Annotated in this window: 10 protein-coding genes and 2 tRNA genes; 6 read left to right on the plus strand and 6 right to left on the minus strand. The window is 69.9% G+C overall.

Features of this window, described 5'->3' with window-relative positions:
• Window positions 1–256: 256 nt before the first annotated feature.
• Complete coding sequence (locus ACRSBM_RS22050; protein WP_434445527.1) at window positions 257–1,339, minus strand: glycosyltransferase 87 family protein; 1,083 nt, start codon at window positions 1,337–1,339, stop codon at window positions 257–259.
• Between the two features lie 215 nt (window positions 1,340–1,554).
• Between ACRSBM_RS22050 and ACRSBM_RS22055 the strand changes: the two genes are divergently transcribed.
• The gene (locus tag ACRSBM_RS22055; RefSeq protein WP_434445528.1) at window positions 1,555–3,888 is read left to right on the plus strand and encodes an ATP-binding protein; all 2,334 of its coding nucleotides are present in this window, start codon (window positions 1,555–1,557) and stop codon (window positions 3,886–3,888) included.
• 191 nt (window positions 3,889–4,079) lie between these two features.
• Complete coding sequence (locus tag ACRSBM_RS22060) at window positions 4,080–5,561, plus strand: sigma-70 family RNA polymerase sigma factor (protein WP_434445529.1); 1,482 nt, start codon at window positions 4,080–4,082, stop codon at window positions 5,559–5,561.
• A gap of 485 nt (window positions 5,562–6,046) precedes the next feature.
• Here the strand turns inward: ACRSBM_RS22060 and ACRSBM_RS22065 are convergent, their stop codons facing one another.
• The gene (locus ACRSBM_RS22065; protein ID WP_434445531.1) at window positions 6,047–8,764 is read right to left on the minus strand and encodes a BTAD domain-containing putative transcriptional regulator; all 2,718 of its coding nucleotides are present in this window, start codon (window positions 8,762–8,764) and stop codon (window positions 6,047–6,049) included.
• A 155-nt stretch (window positions 8,765–8,919) separates the two neighbouring features.
• Here ACRSBM_RS22065 and ACRSBM_RS22070 point away from each other — a divergent pair, with 155 nt between their 5' ends.
• Both ACRSBM_RS22070 and ACRSBM_RS22075 read left to right on the plus strand, forming a co-directional pair.
• Window positions 8,920–9,936: a LacI family DNA-binding transcriptional regulator gene (locus ACRSBM_RS22070; protein WP_434445533.1), complete on the plus strand. Its 1,017-nt coding sequence runs from the start codon at window positions 8,920–8,922 to the stop codon at window positions 9,934–9,936.
• Window positions 9,937–10,125: 189 nt separating this feature from the next.
• On the plus strand, window positions 10,126–11,016 hold the full coding sequence (locus ACRSBM_RS22075; protein WP_434445535.1) for a hypothetical protein: 891 nt from the start codon (window positions 10,126–10,128) through the stop codon (window positions 11,014–11,016).
• Between the two features lie 2 nt (window positions 11,017–11,018).
• Here the strand turns inward: ACRSBM_RS22075 and ACRSBM_RS22080 are convergent, their stop codons facing one another.
• Entirely contained in the window at window positions 11,019–11,363 is a 345-nt protein-coding gene (locus ACRSBM_RS22080; RefSeq protein ID WP_434445537.1) for a peptidase inhibitor family I36 protein, read from the minus strand.
• A gap of 117 nt (window positions 11,364–11,480) precedes the next feature.
• Here ACRSBM_RS22080 and ACRSBM_RS22085 point away from each other — a divergent pair, with 117 nt between their 5' ends.
• Window positions 11,481–12,179 (plus strand): aminoglycoside 3'-phosphotransferase, encoded by a 699-nt coding sequence (locus tag ACRSBM_RS22085; protein WP_434445538.1) that lies wholly within the window; start codon window positions 11,481–11,483, stop codon window positions 12,177–12,179.
• Here the strand turns inward: ACRSBM_RS22085 and ACRSBM_RS22090 are convergent.
• The 3 genes from ACRSBM_RS22090 to ACRSBM_RS22100 form a co-directional block, all read right to left on the minus strand.
• On the minus strand, window positions 12,176–12,916 hold the full coding sequence (locus ACRSBM_RS22090; protein WP_434445540.1) for a DUF1684 domain-containing protein: 741 nt from the start codon (window positions 12,914–12,916) through the stop codon (window positions 12,176–12,178). The genes ACRSBM_RS22085 and ACRSBM_RS22090 overlap by 4 nt on opposite strands.
• Window positions 12,917–13,078: 162 nt before the next feature.
• Window positions 13,079–13,155: transfer RNA gene (locus ACRSBM_RS22095), tRNA-His, on the minus strand.
• 2 nt (window positions 13,156–13,157) lie between these two features.
• Window positions 13,158–13,230 (minus strand) — tRNA-Gln (locus ACRSBM_RS22100).
• A 302-nt stretch (window positions 13,231–13,532) separates the two neighbouring features.
• Here ACRSBM_RS22100 and ACRSBM_RS22105 point away from each other — a divergent pair.
• Complete coding sequence (locus tag ACRSBM_RS22105; RefSeq protein WP_434453171.1) at window positions 13,533–15,074, plus strand: glycoside hydrolase family 13 protein; 1,542 nt, start codon at window positions 13,533–13,535, stop codon at window positions 15,072–15,074.
• Window positions 15,075–15,124 lie beyond the last annotated feature (50 nt).

A 15,124-nucleotide genomic window follows, 5' to 3' on the forward strand; every position in this document is an offset into this window, starting at 1 on the left:
AAGGCTGACGTTGTCACCCGTCAGGAATACCGTTGCCCTGTCCGGCAGGAGGAACAGGGGGTCCATACGGAGACGGTGTTTCCTGCCACAGTCCGGCCGCGTACGACGTTCGAACCAGCGCGAGGTTGCCTCAGTGGGATGAATGTCATCCGGAGGCACACCCTCCCGCCGCCCGCAGCCCTCCTCTTGAACAATGGGACCACGAGGGAGGGCGCCATGAACAGCGAGCACCGGCCGGTCGCCGGGGGCTGCACCGTCACGGTGAAGTGGCCGGACGGGAGATCATTGCGGGAATCTGCCCTGGCACTGACGGGCGTGCGGCTTGCATGACCGCCAGGACCAGCACGGCCGAGGTCAGCCACACGTAGGTGTCGAACTCGTGCAGCCGCGTCACGAACACCAGGAACACCGCGGCGAAGGCGGGCCAGGCATTGCCGCGCAGGGCGAGGAACACCAGCACGGGTACGCACCACACCCAGTGGTGCAACCAGGACACCGGCGAGGCCAGCAGCCCGGCTGCCGCGATGACGAACAGCGCGACGAGGTCTTCGCGGGTCCTCCTGGCCACGAACACGGCGGCGGCGACCACGGCGGCGGCCAGCGACACCCACAGCAGCGTCTCGACGCCCGACGCGAGACCCAGGCCGCGCAGCAGGCCGCGGATCGACTGGTTGGTGGACAACGACATGTCGCCGATCCGGTCGGGGTTCAGCAGGGTGTGCAGCCAGTACTGCGCCGAGTCCTGCGGCGCGACGAGGAAACCCACCACGGCCAGGCCCGCGAACGTGGCCATCGACGTGATCGCCGCCCGCCAGTCGCGTTTGACCAGGAAGTACAGCACGAAGATCGCGGGCGTCAGCTTGATCGCCGCCGCCACGCCGACGAGCACGCCGCGGAAGCGCCGGTCCGTCACCAGCAGGCAGTCGACGACCACCAGCACCATCAGGAAGAGGTTGATCTGGCCGTAGCCGTAGGTCGTCCACACGGGATCCAGTGCCAGCGCACCGATCGCCGCCAGCGGACCGATCGTCCATTTGAGACGCGGACGTACCTTGCCCGCCACCGCGACGCACACGACCGTGAGCGCCACGAAACCGAACGCGACCGTGAGCGGGTTCAGCAGCGCCTCCGGCAGGAAGCTCAGCCCGCTGAACAGCACCGCCGCCATCGGCGGGTAGGTGAACGGCAGCTCGGGGTCAAGCGGCGGCCCGGTGAAACCGATGTACAGCGGACGGCCTTCCAGCCAGGCAAGGCCGCCGAGGCGGTACACGTCCAGGTCGATCGGATAGTGACCGGACCACGCACCAAGCAGCCACACCAGCACGGTGAGCCAGAGCACACCAATGAGCTGAGGAAGAAACCCGCGCGCTACCGCATCGGTTCTGCGCGTCGGCGAAACAATTGACACTCTTTCAAAATTAGTGACACCGGACGCTGTTCACCTTGCTGAACAACCGGAAGAACTACCGGCAGAACTGCTCTCGCCAGCAACGACGAGAGGAGCCGCGCGTCTACCAGGACGCATGATGCGCGGGTACGAAGAGGGGGCGCAGAGTGAGCACGACAGCGTTCGGGGACTTTCTCCGTTTTTACCGATCGCGTGTTCCGCTGACGCAGGAAGAACTCGCCGACCGCACCGGTTTGAGCACTCGGGCGATCAGCGACATGGAGCGCGGCCGCACGCTCAGCCCGCAGCTCCGCACCGTCGAGCTGCTCGTCGACGGGCTCGGGCTGCAGGACGACGAGGCGGCGGAGTTCACCGCGCTGGCCCGCGCGAGCCGTGTCGTCGCGGCGCAGGAAAGGCCGGCGGTTCCACAGGTCGTGGCGTCCTTCTCACTGCCGCCGGTGCTCCTCGACCTCACCGGCCGCGCGACCGAACGCGGCCTGCTGGACGGATTCGCCGCGGAGGCCTCGTCGTCGTCACGGCTGCAGATCGCGGTGGTCCACGGCGCACCGGGAGCCGGCAAGACCGCGCTCGCCGTCGACGCGGGGCACCGGCTGGGATCGCGGTTCTCGAACGGCTGCGTATTTCTCGACCTGCGCGGCACCGACGCCGAGCCGCTGACGCCGGACCGGGCCGCGCACCGGTTGCTGCGATCGTTCGGAGTGGACGAACGCCAGATGCCGACCGACCCGGAGGACAAGCTGTCACTGTACCGGTCGCAGCTGCGCGACCGGACGGTGCTGCTGGTGCTCGACAACGCCGCGAACGAGGCCCAGGTGCGGCCGTTGCTCGCGTCGAGCCCCGGCACGCTCGTGCTGCTGACCAGTAGGCGAACCCTCACCGGCCTCGACGCACGGCATCGGCTCGCGCTGGAACTGCTGCCGCTGGACCATTCCGTCGAGCTGTTGCGCGTCGTGACGGGGCCCGAGCGGCTCGGCACCGAACCCGAGGCCGCGCAGCGGGTCGCGGAACTGTGCGGGGGCTTGCCGCTCGCGTTGCTCATCGCGGGCAACCGCCTCACGAGCAGACCACAGTGGACAGTCGGTCACCTCGCCGAGCAGCTGGAGGACGAACGGCGCCGGCTGTCCGTGCTGCGGGCGGGCGACCTGCAGGTGCGGGCGGCGTTCGAGCTCTCCTACCACCAGCTGAGCCCCGGTGCGGCGGCGTTGTTCCGCAGGCTCGCACTGGTGCCGCGCCCCGACATCTGCGGGGCACTGGCCGCCGAGCTCACCGACAACGCGGAGGAGGCGCTGGAGGAACTGGCGGACGCGAGCCTGCTCGGCATCAGCGACATTCCCGGCCGGTACACGTGCCACGACCTGTTGCACGTGTTCGCCTCCGAGCGGCTGGAACTCGACGACGACCCCGCCGTCGTGCTGGAGCTGCGCACACGGTTGCGGCACTGGCTGCTGGACGTCGCGACCAGGGCCGCGCGGTTCTTCGACCATGACGTGCCCGCCGAACGGTCGGCGCCGGTGCGCGACCGGGAGTCCGCGTCCCGGTGGCTCGAACTGGAGCTGGAGAACTGGCGTGGCGCGCTGCGGTCGGCGGTGGACGAGGGCGAGCACAATCTGGTTCTCGCGCTGGCACAGGCGATGCACTGGTACTCCGACATGCACGGCGTCGGCGAGCTGTGGCACGAGGTCTTCGGCGCCGGCGCGCGGGCGGCGCAACAGCTCGGCCGTGCCAGGGAGGCCGCGGAGCAGCTGAACTACCTGTCGTGGGCGCTGTACGCGTTGTGCGGCCGCCCCCACGACGCGCTGGCGGTGCACGAGGAGGCCGCGGCGGTGCCGGTCGACGACACCCTGACCGAGGCGTGGAACTGCTACTACGGCTCGGCGATCCGGCGCCGCGTCGGCGAGCGGGAGAAGGCCGTGGCGCTGGGCCGCCGGTCGGTCGAGCTGTTCCGGCGGGCCGGCTATCCCATCGGCGAGAACCTCGCTCTCTCGCTGCTCGGCGTCATGCTGCACACCGCGGGCGACCTCGGCGAGGCCGTCGAGGTGCAGCAGCGCAGCGTGGACCAGCACCGCAAGGCGGGCGGTGACGACGAGCTGCTGTCGATGCTGCTGATCCGGCTGGCGACGACGACGGCGGCCACGGGTCAGGTGATGATCGCGCTGGACCTGCTCAACGAGGCGGAGTCGCTCTTCCGCACGCACTCCAACGTCGCGGGAACGGCGCGGGTGCAGCACAACCGCGGCCTGGTGCTGATGGACGCGGGCCGGTTCGGCGAGGCCCGGGAACAGCTGCTGGCGGCGCTGGGTGAGGCGCGGCTGGCCGACCACCGCGTCGAGATCATGGCGCGGCTGGCCGACCTCGCCGACGCGGCCGGAGACACGGCGCAGGCGCGCGAGCTCCGGGTGCGGGCGCTGGCCGAGTGCGACCGGTACGACACGCCCGCGGTGCGGGTGGCGGCGGCGAAACTGGCCGCGGCCCTGCGTTAGCGCACCACGGCCGGAGCTGCTCACGGCGCTGATCGCCGGCGCCAGGGCCATCGGACCTGTGTTGGTCAGCACTTGCACCGGACCAGGACCTTTTTTATTACATCAGGTTCGGATGCGTGGATTGTTCGCGTTGAGTCATCTCGATAGGGTCCGCGTATCACCTCAGGCATCACGTTAAGGCGGCTTATCCTTTGATCGGGCAGCGTGGACGACCGCCGTCGGATGCCGACCTGATCGACGCCGTCAAGGACGGCGAGGTCGAGGCCTACGGCACGCTCTACGAACGGCACGTGCGCTCCGCCAACATCCTGGCGATGCAGCTGTCCACGTCCTCCGCGGACGCCGACGACCTGGTGTCGGACGCGTTCGCCAAGGTCCTCGCGGCACTGCGCTCCGGCGGCGGCCCCGGCACGGCGTTCCGGCCGTACCTGCTGACGGCGGTGCGGCACGCGGCGTATGACCGCACCCGCAAGGAAAAGCGGCTCGAGCTCGCCGGTGACATCGAGGAGGTTCCCGGCGCCACCAAGGCGACCAGCGTGCCGTTCCGCGACAAGGCGGTCGAGGACCTCGACCAGGCGCTGGCGGCGACGGCCTTCGCGACGCTGCCGGATCGGTGGCAGACCGTCCTGTGGCACACCGCGATCGAGGGCCAGTCCCCCGGCGAGATCGCACCGATGCTCGGACTGACCGCGAACGGTGTCTCCGCGATGGCGTTCCGCGCCCGTGAAGGCCTGCGCAAGGCGTTCCTGCAGGCGCACGTCAACCAGGAGCCGGCGGAACGGTGCCGGGCCACGGTCACGAAGCTCGGCGCCTGGACCCGCGGCGGGCTGAAGGGTCGCGACGCCGTCCAGCTCGACGCGCACATGGACGACTGCGCCGAATGCCGCAAGCTCGCCAGCGAACTGTCCGACGTCAACGGCGCGCTGCGCGGACTCGTGGCCCCCATCGTGCTCGGCACGGGTACGGCCGGGTACCTTGCCGCCGCCGCGACCGCGACCAAGGGCGCCGCGGTGACCCTGAGCGCGAGCTCGTGGCTGGGCGTCGCCGCCTCGGCCGCCGCGGTCGTGGTCGTCGCCGCCTCGGGCGTCGCCACCTCGAACGACCCGGCCGCCACGATCCCCGGTGCCGCTCCGGCGACCAGCACCAGCACCTCGGCCGGGATCGCGCAGCCCGGTCAGCCCGGTCAGCCCGGCACCACCCAGAACCCCGGCGCCGCGTCGGCCGGCAACTCCGCCGGCACCGGCACACAGGCCACCGGGCCGAGCGGAACCACCGGACCGGTGGCGACCACCGGCACCACCTCCGTGGCTCCGGCGGGGACGGCCCAGCTGTCGGGGTCCGCCCCCAGCACCATCGCCATGACCACCGAGGGCCCGCCCAACGAGATGAACGTCAGCATCACCAACAACGGCTCCGCGCCCGCCACGGTGCCAACGTTGACGTTGACCATGCCGGACAAGGTCAAAACGGTCGGTCCGGGCCAGTTGCCGGCGGGGATGATCGGGTGCCCGGCCGGCAAGGACACCGTGACGTGCGAGGGCGGCCAGACGCTGGCTCCCGGTCAGACGATCACGTTCCGTGCCCGGCTGCAGGCGGGACCGAAGGCGGGCGACGGCGTCATCACCGGGGTCGCGGGACCGGTGCGGCTGAGCATTCCCATCACGATCTCGTAGGGCCTTCAGGTCCACTTCGGACAGTGGAGTCGGCCGGCGGACCGCACCATGGCAGCGTGGAAGAGCTCACGGCCGCACCAGTGGCGCGGCTCGGAGTGGGCGCACGCGAGCATGGAGGGCCTGGTGCTCGACGTCGGCAGGTGGTGGTCTGCCGGCGCGCAGACCCGCCTGCAGCCCCAGGTGACCTTCAGCGACGCGTTCAGCGAGGCGGCCCGCCACAACGGCGGCGTGTACGTGGAGGGCTACATCTGGGTGGACGGTCAAGCAGTCGCGGCGGCGTGGTGCGGACTCGGTGAGGCGGTCGTCTACGGGCCGCGGGCGCAGGCGTACCTCGGGGTGCCGTTGTCGCCCCACTTCTGCCGCAGGATCCAGCAGCGCAACGGCACAGCCGCGGTGCTCATGAGCAAGCACCCCAAGCTGTTGCCGTTGCTGCGGGACGGCCTGCCGCGCGGTGGGGTGCTCCCCGGTGGCAGGCCGGGCCGCGCTCAGCCGGTGCCCAGTGCCGCGAACCTCTCGTCGGCTTCCCTCTGGTGCAGGGCGGCTTGCACCGGATCCGCGACCGCGCGAGCGAGGTGCTTGTGCGCGTTCGCGGCCTCGCGCCGGTCGTCGATCCGTTCCGCCAGCTCCAGCGCCTCCCGCAGCGGCGCCACGGCCTCCGCGGGACGCCCGGCGGCGGTGAGGACCTCGCCGAGGTAGTTGAGCACCACGGTTTCCGTCGTGACGTCCCCGATCGCGCGGACGGCGGCCAGTGCGGACTCCAGCGCCTCCAACGCCTCGGAGTGCCTGCCCATGGCGTGCAGGATCATGCCCAGCGCGCTGCGGGTGTCCGCCTCGTCGCGGCGGCTGCCCAGCTCGCGCATCAGCGCCAGCGCCGAGGTGCAGGCCCGCAGTGCCTCGTCGTAACGGCCGAGCGCGCTGTAGATGTTGCTGACGTTGCTCATCGCCTGCGACTCGAGGTGCCGGTCACCGAGTTCCCGCGCGACCGTGATCGCCTGTTCGAGCAGCTCAGCGGCCTCGGCGTGGCGGCCGAGGGTCCGGTAGACCAGCGAGAGGTTGTTCAGCGTGCCCGCCACGCCCTGCAGGTCGCCCAGCTCGCGGAGCATCTCGATCGCGCGCTCGTTGTAGTGGATCGCCGTCGGGTACTGCGCGGTCTGCCAGAACACCATCGCGTAGTTCTTCGTGGTGATCGCGAGCGCCGCCGGGTCCTCCTTCGCCGCCTCCAGTGCCAGCTCGTTGATCGTGGCCCAGTCACGAGTGTATCCGCGCACCATGCAGAAGTACGTCAACGCGCGAGCGAGCTGCCACGTGTGTGTGCGCCAGTCGCCGTCGAGCGACAACGCCACGGCGGCCACGAGCGTCTGCCGTTCGGTCTCCAGCCACTCGACCGCGTGGTCGTAGTCGCGCAGCACCAGCCGTGACTCCGGCCGGTAGGTGATGTCGACCTCGTACCTGCGGGCGGCGGGCGACATCAGCCGCGTCGCCTGGTTCGCGGTGTCGAGGAAGTGGTCGAGCAGCCTGGTCAGCGGCTCCCGCGTGGTGTCCACCTTGGACTGCGCGTACTGCCGGAGCAGGTCGTGCATCCGGTACCGGCCGAGCGTGGTCGCCTCGAGCAGGTGGACGTCGACGAGGTCCTCGAGCATCCCGTCGCACTCCAGCGGGTCGAGCTCGCCCAGCGCCGCGGCCTGGTCGACGTCGAGGTCCGTGCCGTGGTGCAGGCCCAGCAGGCCGAAGAGCCGCTGGTGGGAGTCTGGGAGCTGGCCGAACGACAACGCGAAGACCGCGTCCAGTTCGGATAATCGTCCCTCGCGCAACCGCGTCGCGAGGTGGGCGGTGGTCCAGGTCGGACGGCTGCGCAACCGCCCGGCGGCCAGGCGCACGGCCAGCGGCAGCCGGCCGCACAGCTCGACGACCTCGCGGGCCGCCTCGTCGGCGCCACGGTCGTCACCCACGATCGTGGCGAACAGCTGCAACGCCTCCGCCTCGGACAGCACGTCCAGCGTGAGCGTCGACGTGCCCTCCAGCTCGACCAGCCGCGCCCGTGACGTGACCAGTACCAACGAGCCCGGCACGCCCGGCAGCAGCGGCCGCACCTGGTCGGCGCTGACCGCGTTGTCGAGCACGACCAGCAGCCGCCGCCGGGACAGCTCGGCCCGCCACATCGCGGCCCGCTCGTCCAGGCCGACCGGGATCTCGTCCAGACCAAGCGCGCGCAACAGCACGTCGAGCGCGTCCGTCGGCTCCACGGGCGCACGGCCCGCTGTGTGCGCGTGCAGGTCGATGAACAGCTGACCGTCCGGATACTCCAGCCGGTGTGCCAGGTGCACGGCCAACGTCGTCTTGCCAACGCCCGGCATGCCGTCGATCGCGGAGATCACGACCGCCGACCGTCCGGTGACCGCCCTGGTCAGCCTGTCGATCTCGGCGACGCGGCCGGTGAAGTCCGCGACGTCGCGGGGCAGCGTGTTCAGGGACGGGCGCGGCTCGTCCCCGCGCAACAGCCGGGCGTGCAGTTCCCGCAGGTCGCTGCCGGGATCGGTGCCCAGTTCCTCGGCCAGCAGCACCCGGAGGTCCTCGAACGCCTGCAGCGCCTCGGCCGGCCGGTTCGCCCGCTGCAGCGCGTGCATGAGCTGCAGCCAGAGCTGTTCGCGCAGCGGGAACTGCTTGGTGAGCCGCCGCAGCTCGGCGATCAGCCGCTCGCCCTGCCCCAGCTCGATCGCCAGGCGCGCGTGCTGCTCGGCGACGGTGAGCCGCCGTTCCTGCAGCAGCGCGAGCTCGGCTTCGAGGCGCGGCCCGACCGTGAGCCCGTCCAGTGCCGGACCCCGCCACAACGTCAGCGCCTCTTCGTACTTCGCCACCGCCGTCCGGTGATCACCGGATTTCAGCGCCTCGTCACCGGCCGCGCACAGCTGCTCGAAGACGCCGACGTCGATCTCGTCGGCGGGCACCTTGAGCCGGTACCCGCCGGGAACGGTGACGAGGTCGTCCAGCACGAGCTTGCGCAGGGCCGCGACGTAGGTCCGGATGTTCGACTCGGGAGCCGCGGGTGGAGATTCCCACACCGCTTCGTTCAAGTGTTCAACGCTGACCGTCTCGTTGGCATGCAACGCCAACGCCGCCAGCAGTGCCCGTTGCCGGGGTCCGCCCAGCCGCAGTTCCACGCCCCCACGCCAGATCTGCAGCGGCCCAAGAAGCCGATACCGCACTGCCCCTCCTCGGGAGGCATGGTGCCAGAACTCGCCGGTGCTGTGCGGAATTTGTGCGGACGATCTTCGAAACCTGGCTCACACCGCCGTGAAGAGGGCGAACGAAGATGGACCGGAACAGATCATGGACGGGCCAGGCAGCCTAAGATGACCGCATGACCGAGACGGCGAAGCGACGTCCCGGCCCGCGGATCGAAGAGGTCGCGCGGGTCGCGGGAGTGTCCAAGTCGACCGTTTCGCGGGTGATCAACGACGAGCAGTACGTCAGCGCCAAGGCCCGGGAGGCAGTGCACGCCGCCATCGCGGAGCTGGCCTACTCCCCCAACCAGGCCGCGCGAGCACTCGCCGGCAACCGGGCCAACGCGATCGCCCTCGTGGTCTCGGAACCGACCGGCCGGGTGCTGTCCGACCCGTTCTTCGCCGGAGTACTGCGCGGGGTGCACTCCGAACTGGCCGGGCGGCACGTGCAGCTGCTGCTGATGATGAGCCAGCCGGCGGACACCAGCGACCTGGTGACGTACCTGAGCAGCGGGCACGTCGACGGGGCGTTGCTGGTCAGCCTGCACGGCGAGGACCCGCTGGTGCCCATGCTCGCCGAGATCGGCCTGCCGGTGGTCTCCGGTGGCCGGCCGCTCGGCAAGACCGTCCCGTTCGTGGACGCCGACAACTTCACCGGTGCCCTGGAGGCGGCACGGCACCTGACCTCGCTGGGCCGCAAGCGGATCGCCACCGTGGCCGGGCCGAAGGACATGGCCGTGGGCGCCGACAGGCTGAGCGGGTTCAAGCGCGGGCTGAGCGAGGCCAAGATCGCCACCGATCTCGTCGTGCACGGCGACTTCACGCCGGAGAGCGGCGCGCGGGCGATGGAACGGTTGCTGCGCAAGGCACCTGAGCTCGACGCGGTGTTCGTCGCCGCGGACATCATGGCGCTCGGCGCGTTGCAGGTGCTGCACGCGCAGGGCAGGCGGATCCCCGAGGACGTCGCCGTGGTCGGGTTCGACGACTCGGTGTTCGCCGCCACCGCGACGCCGCCGCTCACGACCATCCGGCAGGACGTCGAGGAGCTCGGCCGCACGATGACGTGGAGGCTGCTCGCGGAGCTCGCGGGCGAGGCCGGGCTGCCGCCGTCGCTGCTGCTGCCGACCTCGCTGGTCAAGCGGTCGAGCGCCTGATCAGCTCGACCACTCGTTCCGCCATCCCATCGTGGCTGCGGAAGGGATTTACATCGCCGATCATTGACCGACCGTGACGGATCAGGCTGATTTTCACCCGTTCGGCACAACTTCGCGGCACTGTCGGTAACACCTTGCGTGGGGCCTCGATGGTCAGGCGTACGTACCCACCGCGAGGGAGTTGCGACAGTGATCGAGAACTCGGCCGCCGGTCTGGTGATGGTGCCCGGCGAGGTGACGGTGACCGTCACGGGCGAGCAGCACCACCAGGACGTCCTGGCCCGGTACGCGGTTCCGGCCGGTGTGACGAGGCACGTCGCCGTGCACCTCACGTGGTGCGCGATCGCGTCCGGCAAGTACCGCGGGCACCGCGGGATCGAGGTGCGGCTCGACGGGCAGCGCGTCGGTGAGCTGACTTTCCTGATGTCGCAACGGTATGCGCCCGTGCTGATGCACGTGGCGTCCGGCGGCGGGGCGACCGGATGCACGGCGTTCGTGCAGCGGGGCGACAACGGGTCGCTGCAGATCGCGCTGCGGATGCCGCGGGACGTCCCGCGTGGTGCGGTGGTGCCGGTCGCGAACTCCCGGTCGTGGACTACGCCGGTGGCGATCGGTGCGGCGAGCCTGTTCGCGTTCTTCGTCGCGATCGCCGTCGTCGGGGCGGCGATGAGCGGGCCGGGCGACGTGAACACGGCGGCGGTGGGAGCGTCCACGACGGCCGCGCCCACGACGACCACGACCGTGGCGCCGCCGACCAGCACCACGACATCGACCACGACCACCACGACAACAACGACTACGACCACCACCACTCCGGCGGCGGTCGCGCAGCCGAAGCCACAACCCCAGCCGCAGCCTCAGCCGCAACCTCGGCCCAACCCGCAGCCGAATCCCCAGCCACAGCCCGCGCCGAAGCCCGCCTGCGACCCGAACTACAGCGGTTGCGTGCCGATCGCCACCGACGTCGACTGCGCCGGCGGCAGCGGAAACGGGCCCGCCTACGTGGCAGGCCCGATCCGGGTCATCGGCACCGACATCTACGGCTTGGACAGCGACAAGGACGGCACCGCCTGCGAGTGACGTCAGCGCTGGACGAACACGCTGCCCGCCTGGAAGGTGATGTCGGACTGGCCGGTCTTGCCGTCGATCGGGTAGGGCCGGCCGGTGCAGTCGTCGCTGGCGAACAGCGACGCGGTCTTGGTGCTGTTGTTGTAGGCGGAGCGGATCCTGTTGCCCCAGCCGTGTTCGACCAGGTCGACGCACGCCGAGGAACCGATCGGCATGACGTTGAACTTGGCACCCTCGTAGTTGGTCTGGTCCCACGCGCAGAGCGTGTCGGTGAACGTGCAGTCCGGTTCGGCGGCGTGAGCCGCTGGCGTGATCGCGAGACCCGCCAGAGCGCACAGCACAACGGCGATCTTCTTCATGGTGTCCTCCCCAGGTTTCCCCCTCACACCCTTCCGGGCTTCCTGTTGTGAGGTCAAGGATTTGCGGTACCGGAACTCAATTGGTCGACGAGCACCCGGCCGGGCAGGATGCTCGGGGTGAAGATCCCCGAGGAGATCGTGCGCGCGGTCGGGCCGGACGCGGTGTGGTCCGATGAGCACGAGGGGCTGTCCGGCGACGTGTGGCGGGTCGGGTCCAGCTACGTGAAGCGCGCCGGGGTGGCCGAGCGCGACCGGTTGTCGTGGCTGGGCCGGCACTTCGAGGTGCCGGAGATCAAGGCCTTCGCGGACGACTGGCTGGTGCTGGCCGATGTCGGCGCACCGTCGCTGGCCGTGGCCGATCCCGTGCTCGCCGGAACGGTCATGGGCACGGTGCTGCGGTCGCTGCATTCGTTGCCGGTCGACTCATGTCCCTACGACGCAACGGTTCCGGTCATGCTGGACAAGGCTCGACGCAATGTCGAGGCAGGTCTGGTGGATCCGGACGACTTCGACGACGACAACCTGGGCGTCACGCCGTCCGACCTGTTGAAGCGACTGGAAGCGACCGCGCCGGGGACCGAGGACCTCGTGGTGGCACACGGGGACTTCTGCCCGCCGAACGTGCTGCTGCGCCCGGACGGTTCAGCCGTGCTGATCGACGTGTCGCGGCTGGGTGTGTCGGACCGCCACCGTGACATCGCGTTGGCGCACCGGGAGTTGGGCGAGGAAGCCGTAGGCGCGTTCGACCGCGCCTACGGCCTCACCCCCCGCCCGGAGATGCTCGACTGGTACCGGCTGCTCGACGAGTTCTTCTAACCCCGCTCGTACGGCGTCTTCTCCCCCGCCTCGACGCCGAACGGGAGGTGGTTGCCCGCGGGTGGCAGCGGGCAGGTGGCGAAGTCGGTGAACGCGCACGGCAGGTTCGTGGCGCGGTTGAAGTCGAGCACGACCTTGCCGCCGGCCGGCGTCGCCGCCAGCGATCGGTTCGCCGCGTAGGTGGTGACACCGCTGGTCTCGTCGGTGAACAGGATGTTCAAGCCGCCGTTGCGACCGTTGAACGCCGTCAGCGTGTGCTCGGCGCCGTTGAAGCTGAACCGCACGCGGCCCGGTGCCTCGTAGACATGGCTGAGGCCTTCGACGACAGCGCCGACAGTCGTGGGGATGGGGACGTCGAACGGCTCGTACCGGCCTTCCAGCACCCACCGCTCGTGCGGTTCGTACGCCGGCACGCCCCTGAAGTTCCGCAGCACCTCGGCCTTCGGGTCGTGCACGCGGATCAGGTAGCCACCACGGCGGGCGATCTCGACCTCGACGTCGCCCGTCCCGACACGCGTGCCGGCGCCGCTCTGGACGAGTTCGAACCGCTGCGTCTCGCCCTCGTGCTTCCAGTAGGCCGCGTCGTCGTCTTGCCACCACTCGCCCGGTAGGCCGGCATAGGCGCGTGGGGTCGTCTCCAGCCAGTCGAGTGAGACCAGCGCCAGCCACCCGAACGGGTCAGCCAACGAGGTCTCCCGCTCCGTCTTCCAGGTCTGCCAGTCCTCAGCGAAGCCCATGACCCTTGCGAACGACGGACGCGCGGCGTCTCTTCCCTGTTCCACGAAGTGAGACATGAGCATCACCGGGTCCCGCGCCGGCAGAGGCATAGTCGCGCGTCCTGGTGTCGAACCAGGCACCCCGGGCTCATGAGGCCCAGGTGATCGCCGGATCCCGCGCGGTGGAGTGACCGACCGGACTCGCACCGGCTTCGACCAGGATCACAACCTGGCGCCTCGACTGCTTCGGCTTCGGTCACGGCTGCCCGTCGAGGACTCGAACCTCGATCTCCGCGTTCAGAGCGCGGTGTCCGTGCCAATTGGACCAACGGGCATCAAAAAAGCCGCCTCGTCGCGGACGGCGACGGGACGGCTCCCCGGAGTCATGAGTCAGCTCATGCCGAGGAGCACCAGACGTGCTGATGGCGCATGTGTTGCATCACGGCTGGCTCCTTCCTCCGGTTCGTCGAGATCCACTCTGACGGATGACGCACCGGTGCTGCAATGCATTATTTCGGGGTTGCAAAAATTTGCAGACCTGGGTGATCTGCTCCCGTGTTCCTCAAGCTGACTTGCGGAAAACTTTTGCAACGTCTTTCCTGGAACGCTGACACACCCCACCCCGGAAGGCATGGACATGTCCCAGGACTGGTGGCGCCACGCCGTCATCTACCAGGTCTACGTGCGCAGCTTCGCCGACTCGGACGGCGACGGCGTCGGCGACCTGCCCGGCATCCGCTCACGCCTGCCCTACCTCCGCGACCTGGGCGTCGACGCGGTCTGGATCACGCCGTTCTACGCCTCGCCCATGGCGGACGGCGGCTACGACGTGGCGGACTACCGCGCGGTCGACCCGCAGTTCGGCGGGCTCGACGACGTGCGGGCGTTGGTCGACGACGCGCATTCGCTCGGTATCCGGGTGATCGTCGACATCGTGCCGAACCACACCTCGGACCAGCACGCGTGGTTCCAGGAGGCCCTGGCCGGGCGGAACCGTGAGCGCTACATCTTCCGCGAGGGCGTCGGCGACCAGCCGCCGAACGACTGGGAGTCGGTCTTCGGCGGGCCGGCGTGGACGCGGGTGGCCGACGGCTCCTGGTACCTGCACCTGTTCGCGCCCGAGCAGCCGGACCTGAACTGGGACCTGCCGGAGGTGCGCGCGGAGTTCCGCGACGTGCTGCGGTTCTGGCTGGACCTGGGCGTCGACGGGTTCCGGGTGGACGTGGCGCACGGGATGATCAAGGCGCCGGGGCTGCCGGACATCGGGCACACCGACCAGCTCAAGCTGCTGGGCACGGAACCGTTGCCGTTCTTCGACCAGGACGGTGTGCACGAGATCCACCGCGAGTGGCGTGCGGTCGCCGACTCGTACGAGGGTGAGCGCGTGCTGGTGGCGGAGGCGTGGACGCCTTCTGCCGAGCGGACCGCGATGTACCTGCGTGCCGACGAGATGCACCAGGCGTTCAACTTCCACTACCTCACGGCCGAGTGGGACTTCGAGGCGTTGCGGTCGGTGATCGACTCGTCCCTGGCGGCGGTCGCACCTGTTGACGCGCCTACGACTTGGGTGCTGTCGAACCACGACGTGCAACGGCACGTGACGCGGTACGGCGGTGGTGAGACCGGTGTACGGCGTGCCCGTGCCGCGCTGGCGTTGATGCTGGCGCTGCCCGGTTCGGTGTACCTGTACCAGGGCGAGGAACTCGGGCTGCCCGAAGTGCTGGACCTGCCGGACGAGGTGCTGCAGGACCCGATGTGGGAGCGGTCCGGCCACACCGAACGCGGTCGTGACGGATGCCGCGTGCCGTTGCCGTGGACCGCCTCCGGTCCCTCGTTCGGGTTCGGCCCCGGCGGGTCGTGGCTGCCGCAGCCGGCGGACTGGGCGAAGCTCAGCGTCGAGGCGCAGGCCGATGACCAGAACTCGATGTTGTCCTTCTACCGCACCGCTTTGCGCGTTCGCCGCGAGCACCCGGCACTGGGTTCCGGACTCACCTGGGCGGACGGTCCGGCCGGCGTGCTGTGGTTCGAGCGGGACGGTGTCGCCTGCGCGGTGAACCTGTCCGGCTCGGTCGCGGAGCTGCCGGATCCCGGCTCGGTGCTGCTGGCGTCGTCGTACTACGGAGTGCGTGACGGTCAGCTGCTCCTTCCGCCGGACACCGCGCTCTGGTGGAAGCTCTGACCAGCCTCTTCACCTGATCAACAAAACTGTCAGACCCCCTGAGTACGGTT

This window comes from Lentzea xerophila (assembly GCF_051094245.1).
Lineage (GTDB): Bacteria > Actinomycetota > Actinomycetes > Mycobacteriales > Pseudonocardiaceae > Lentzea > Lentzea xerophila.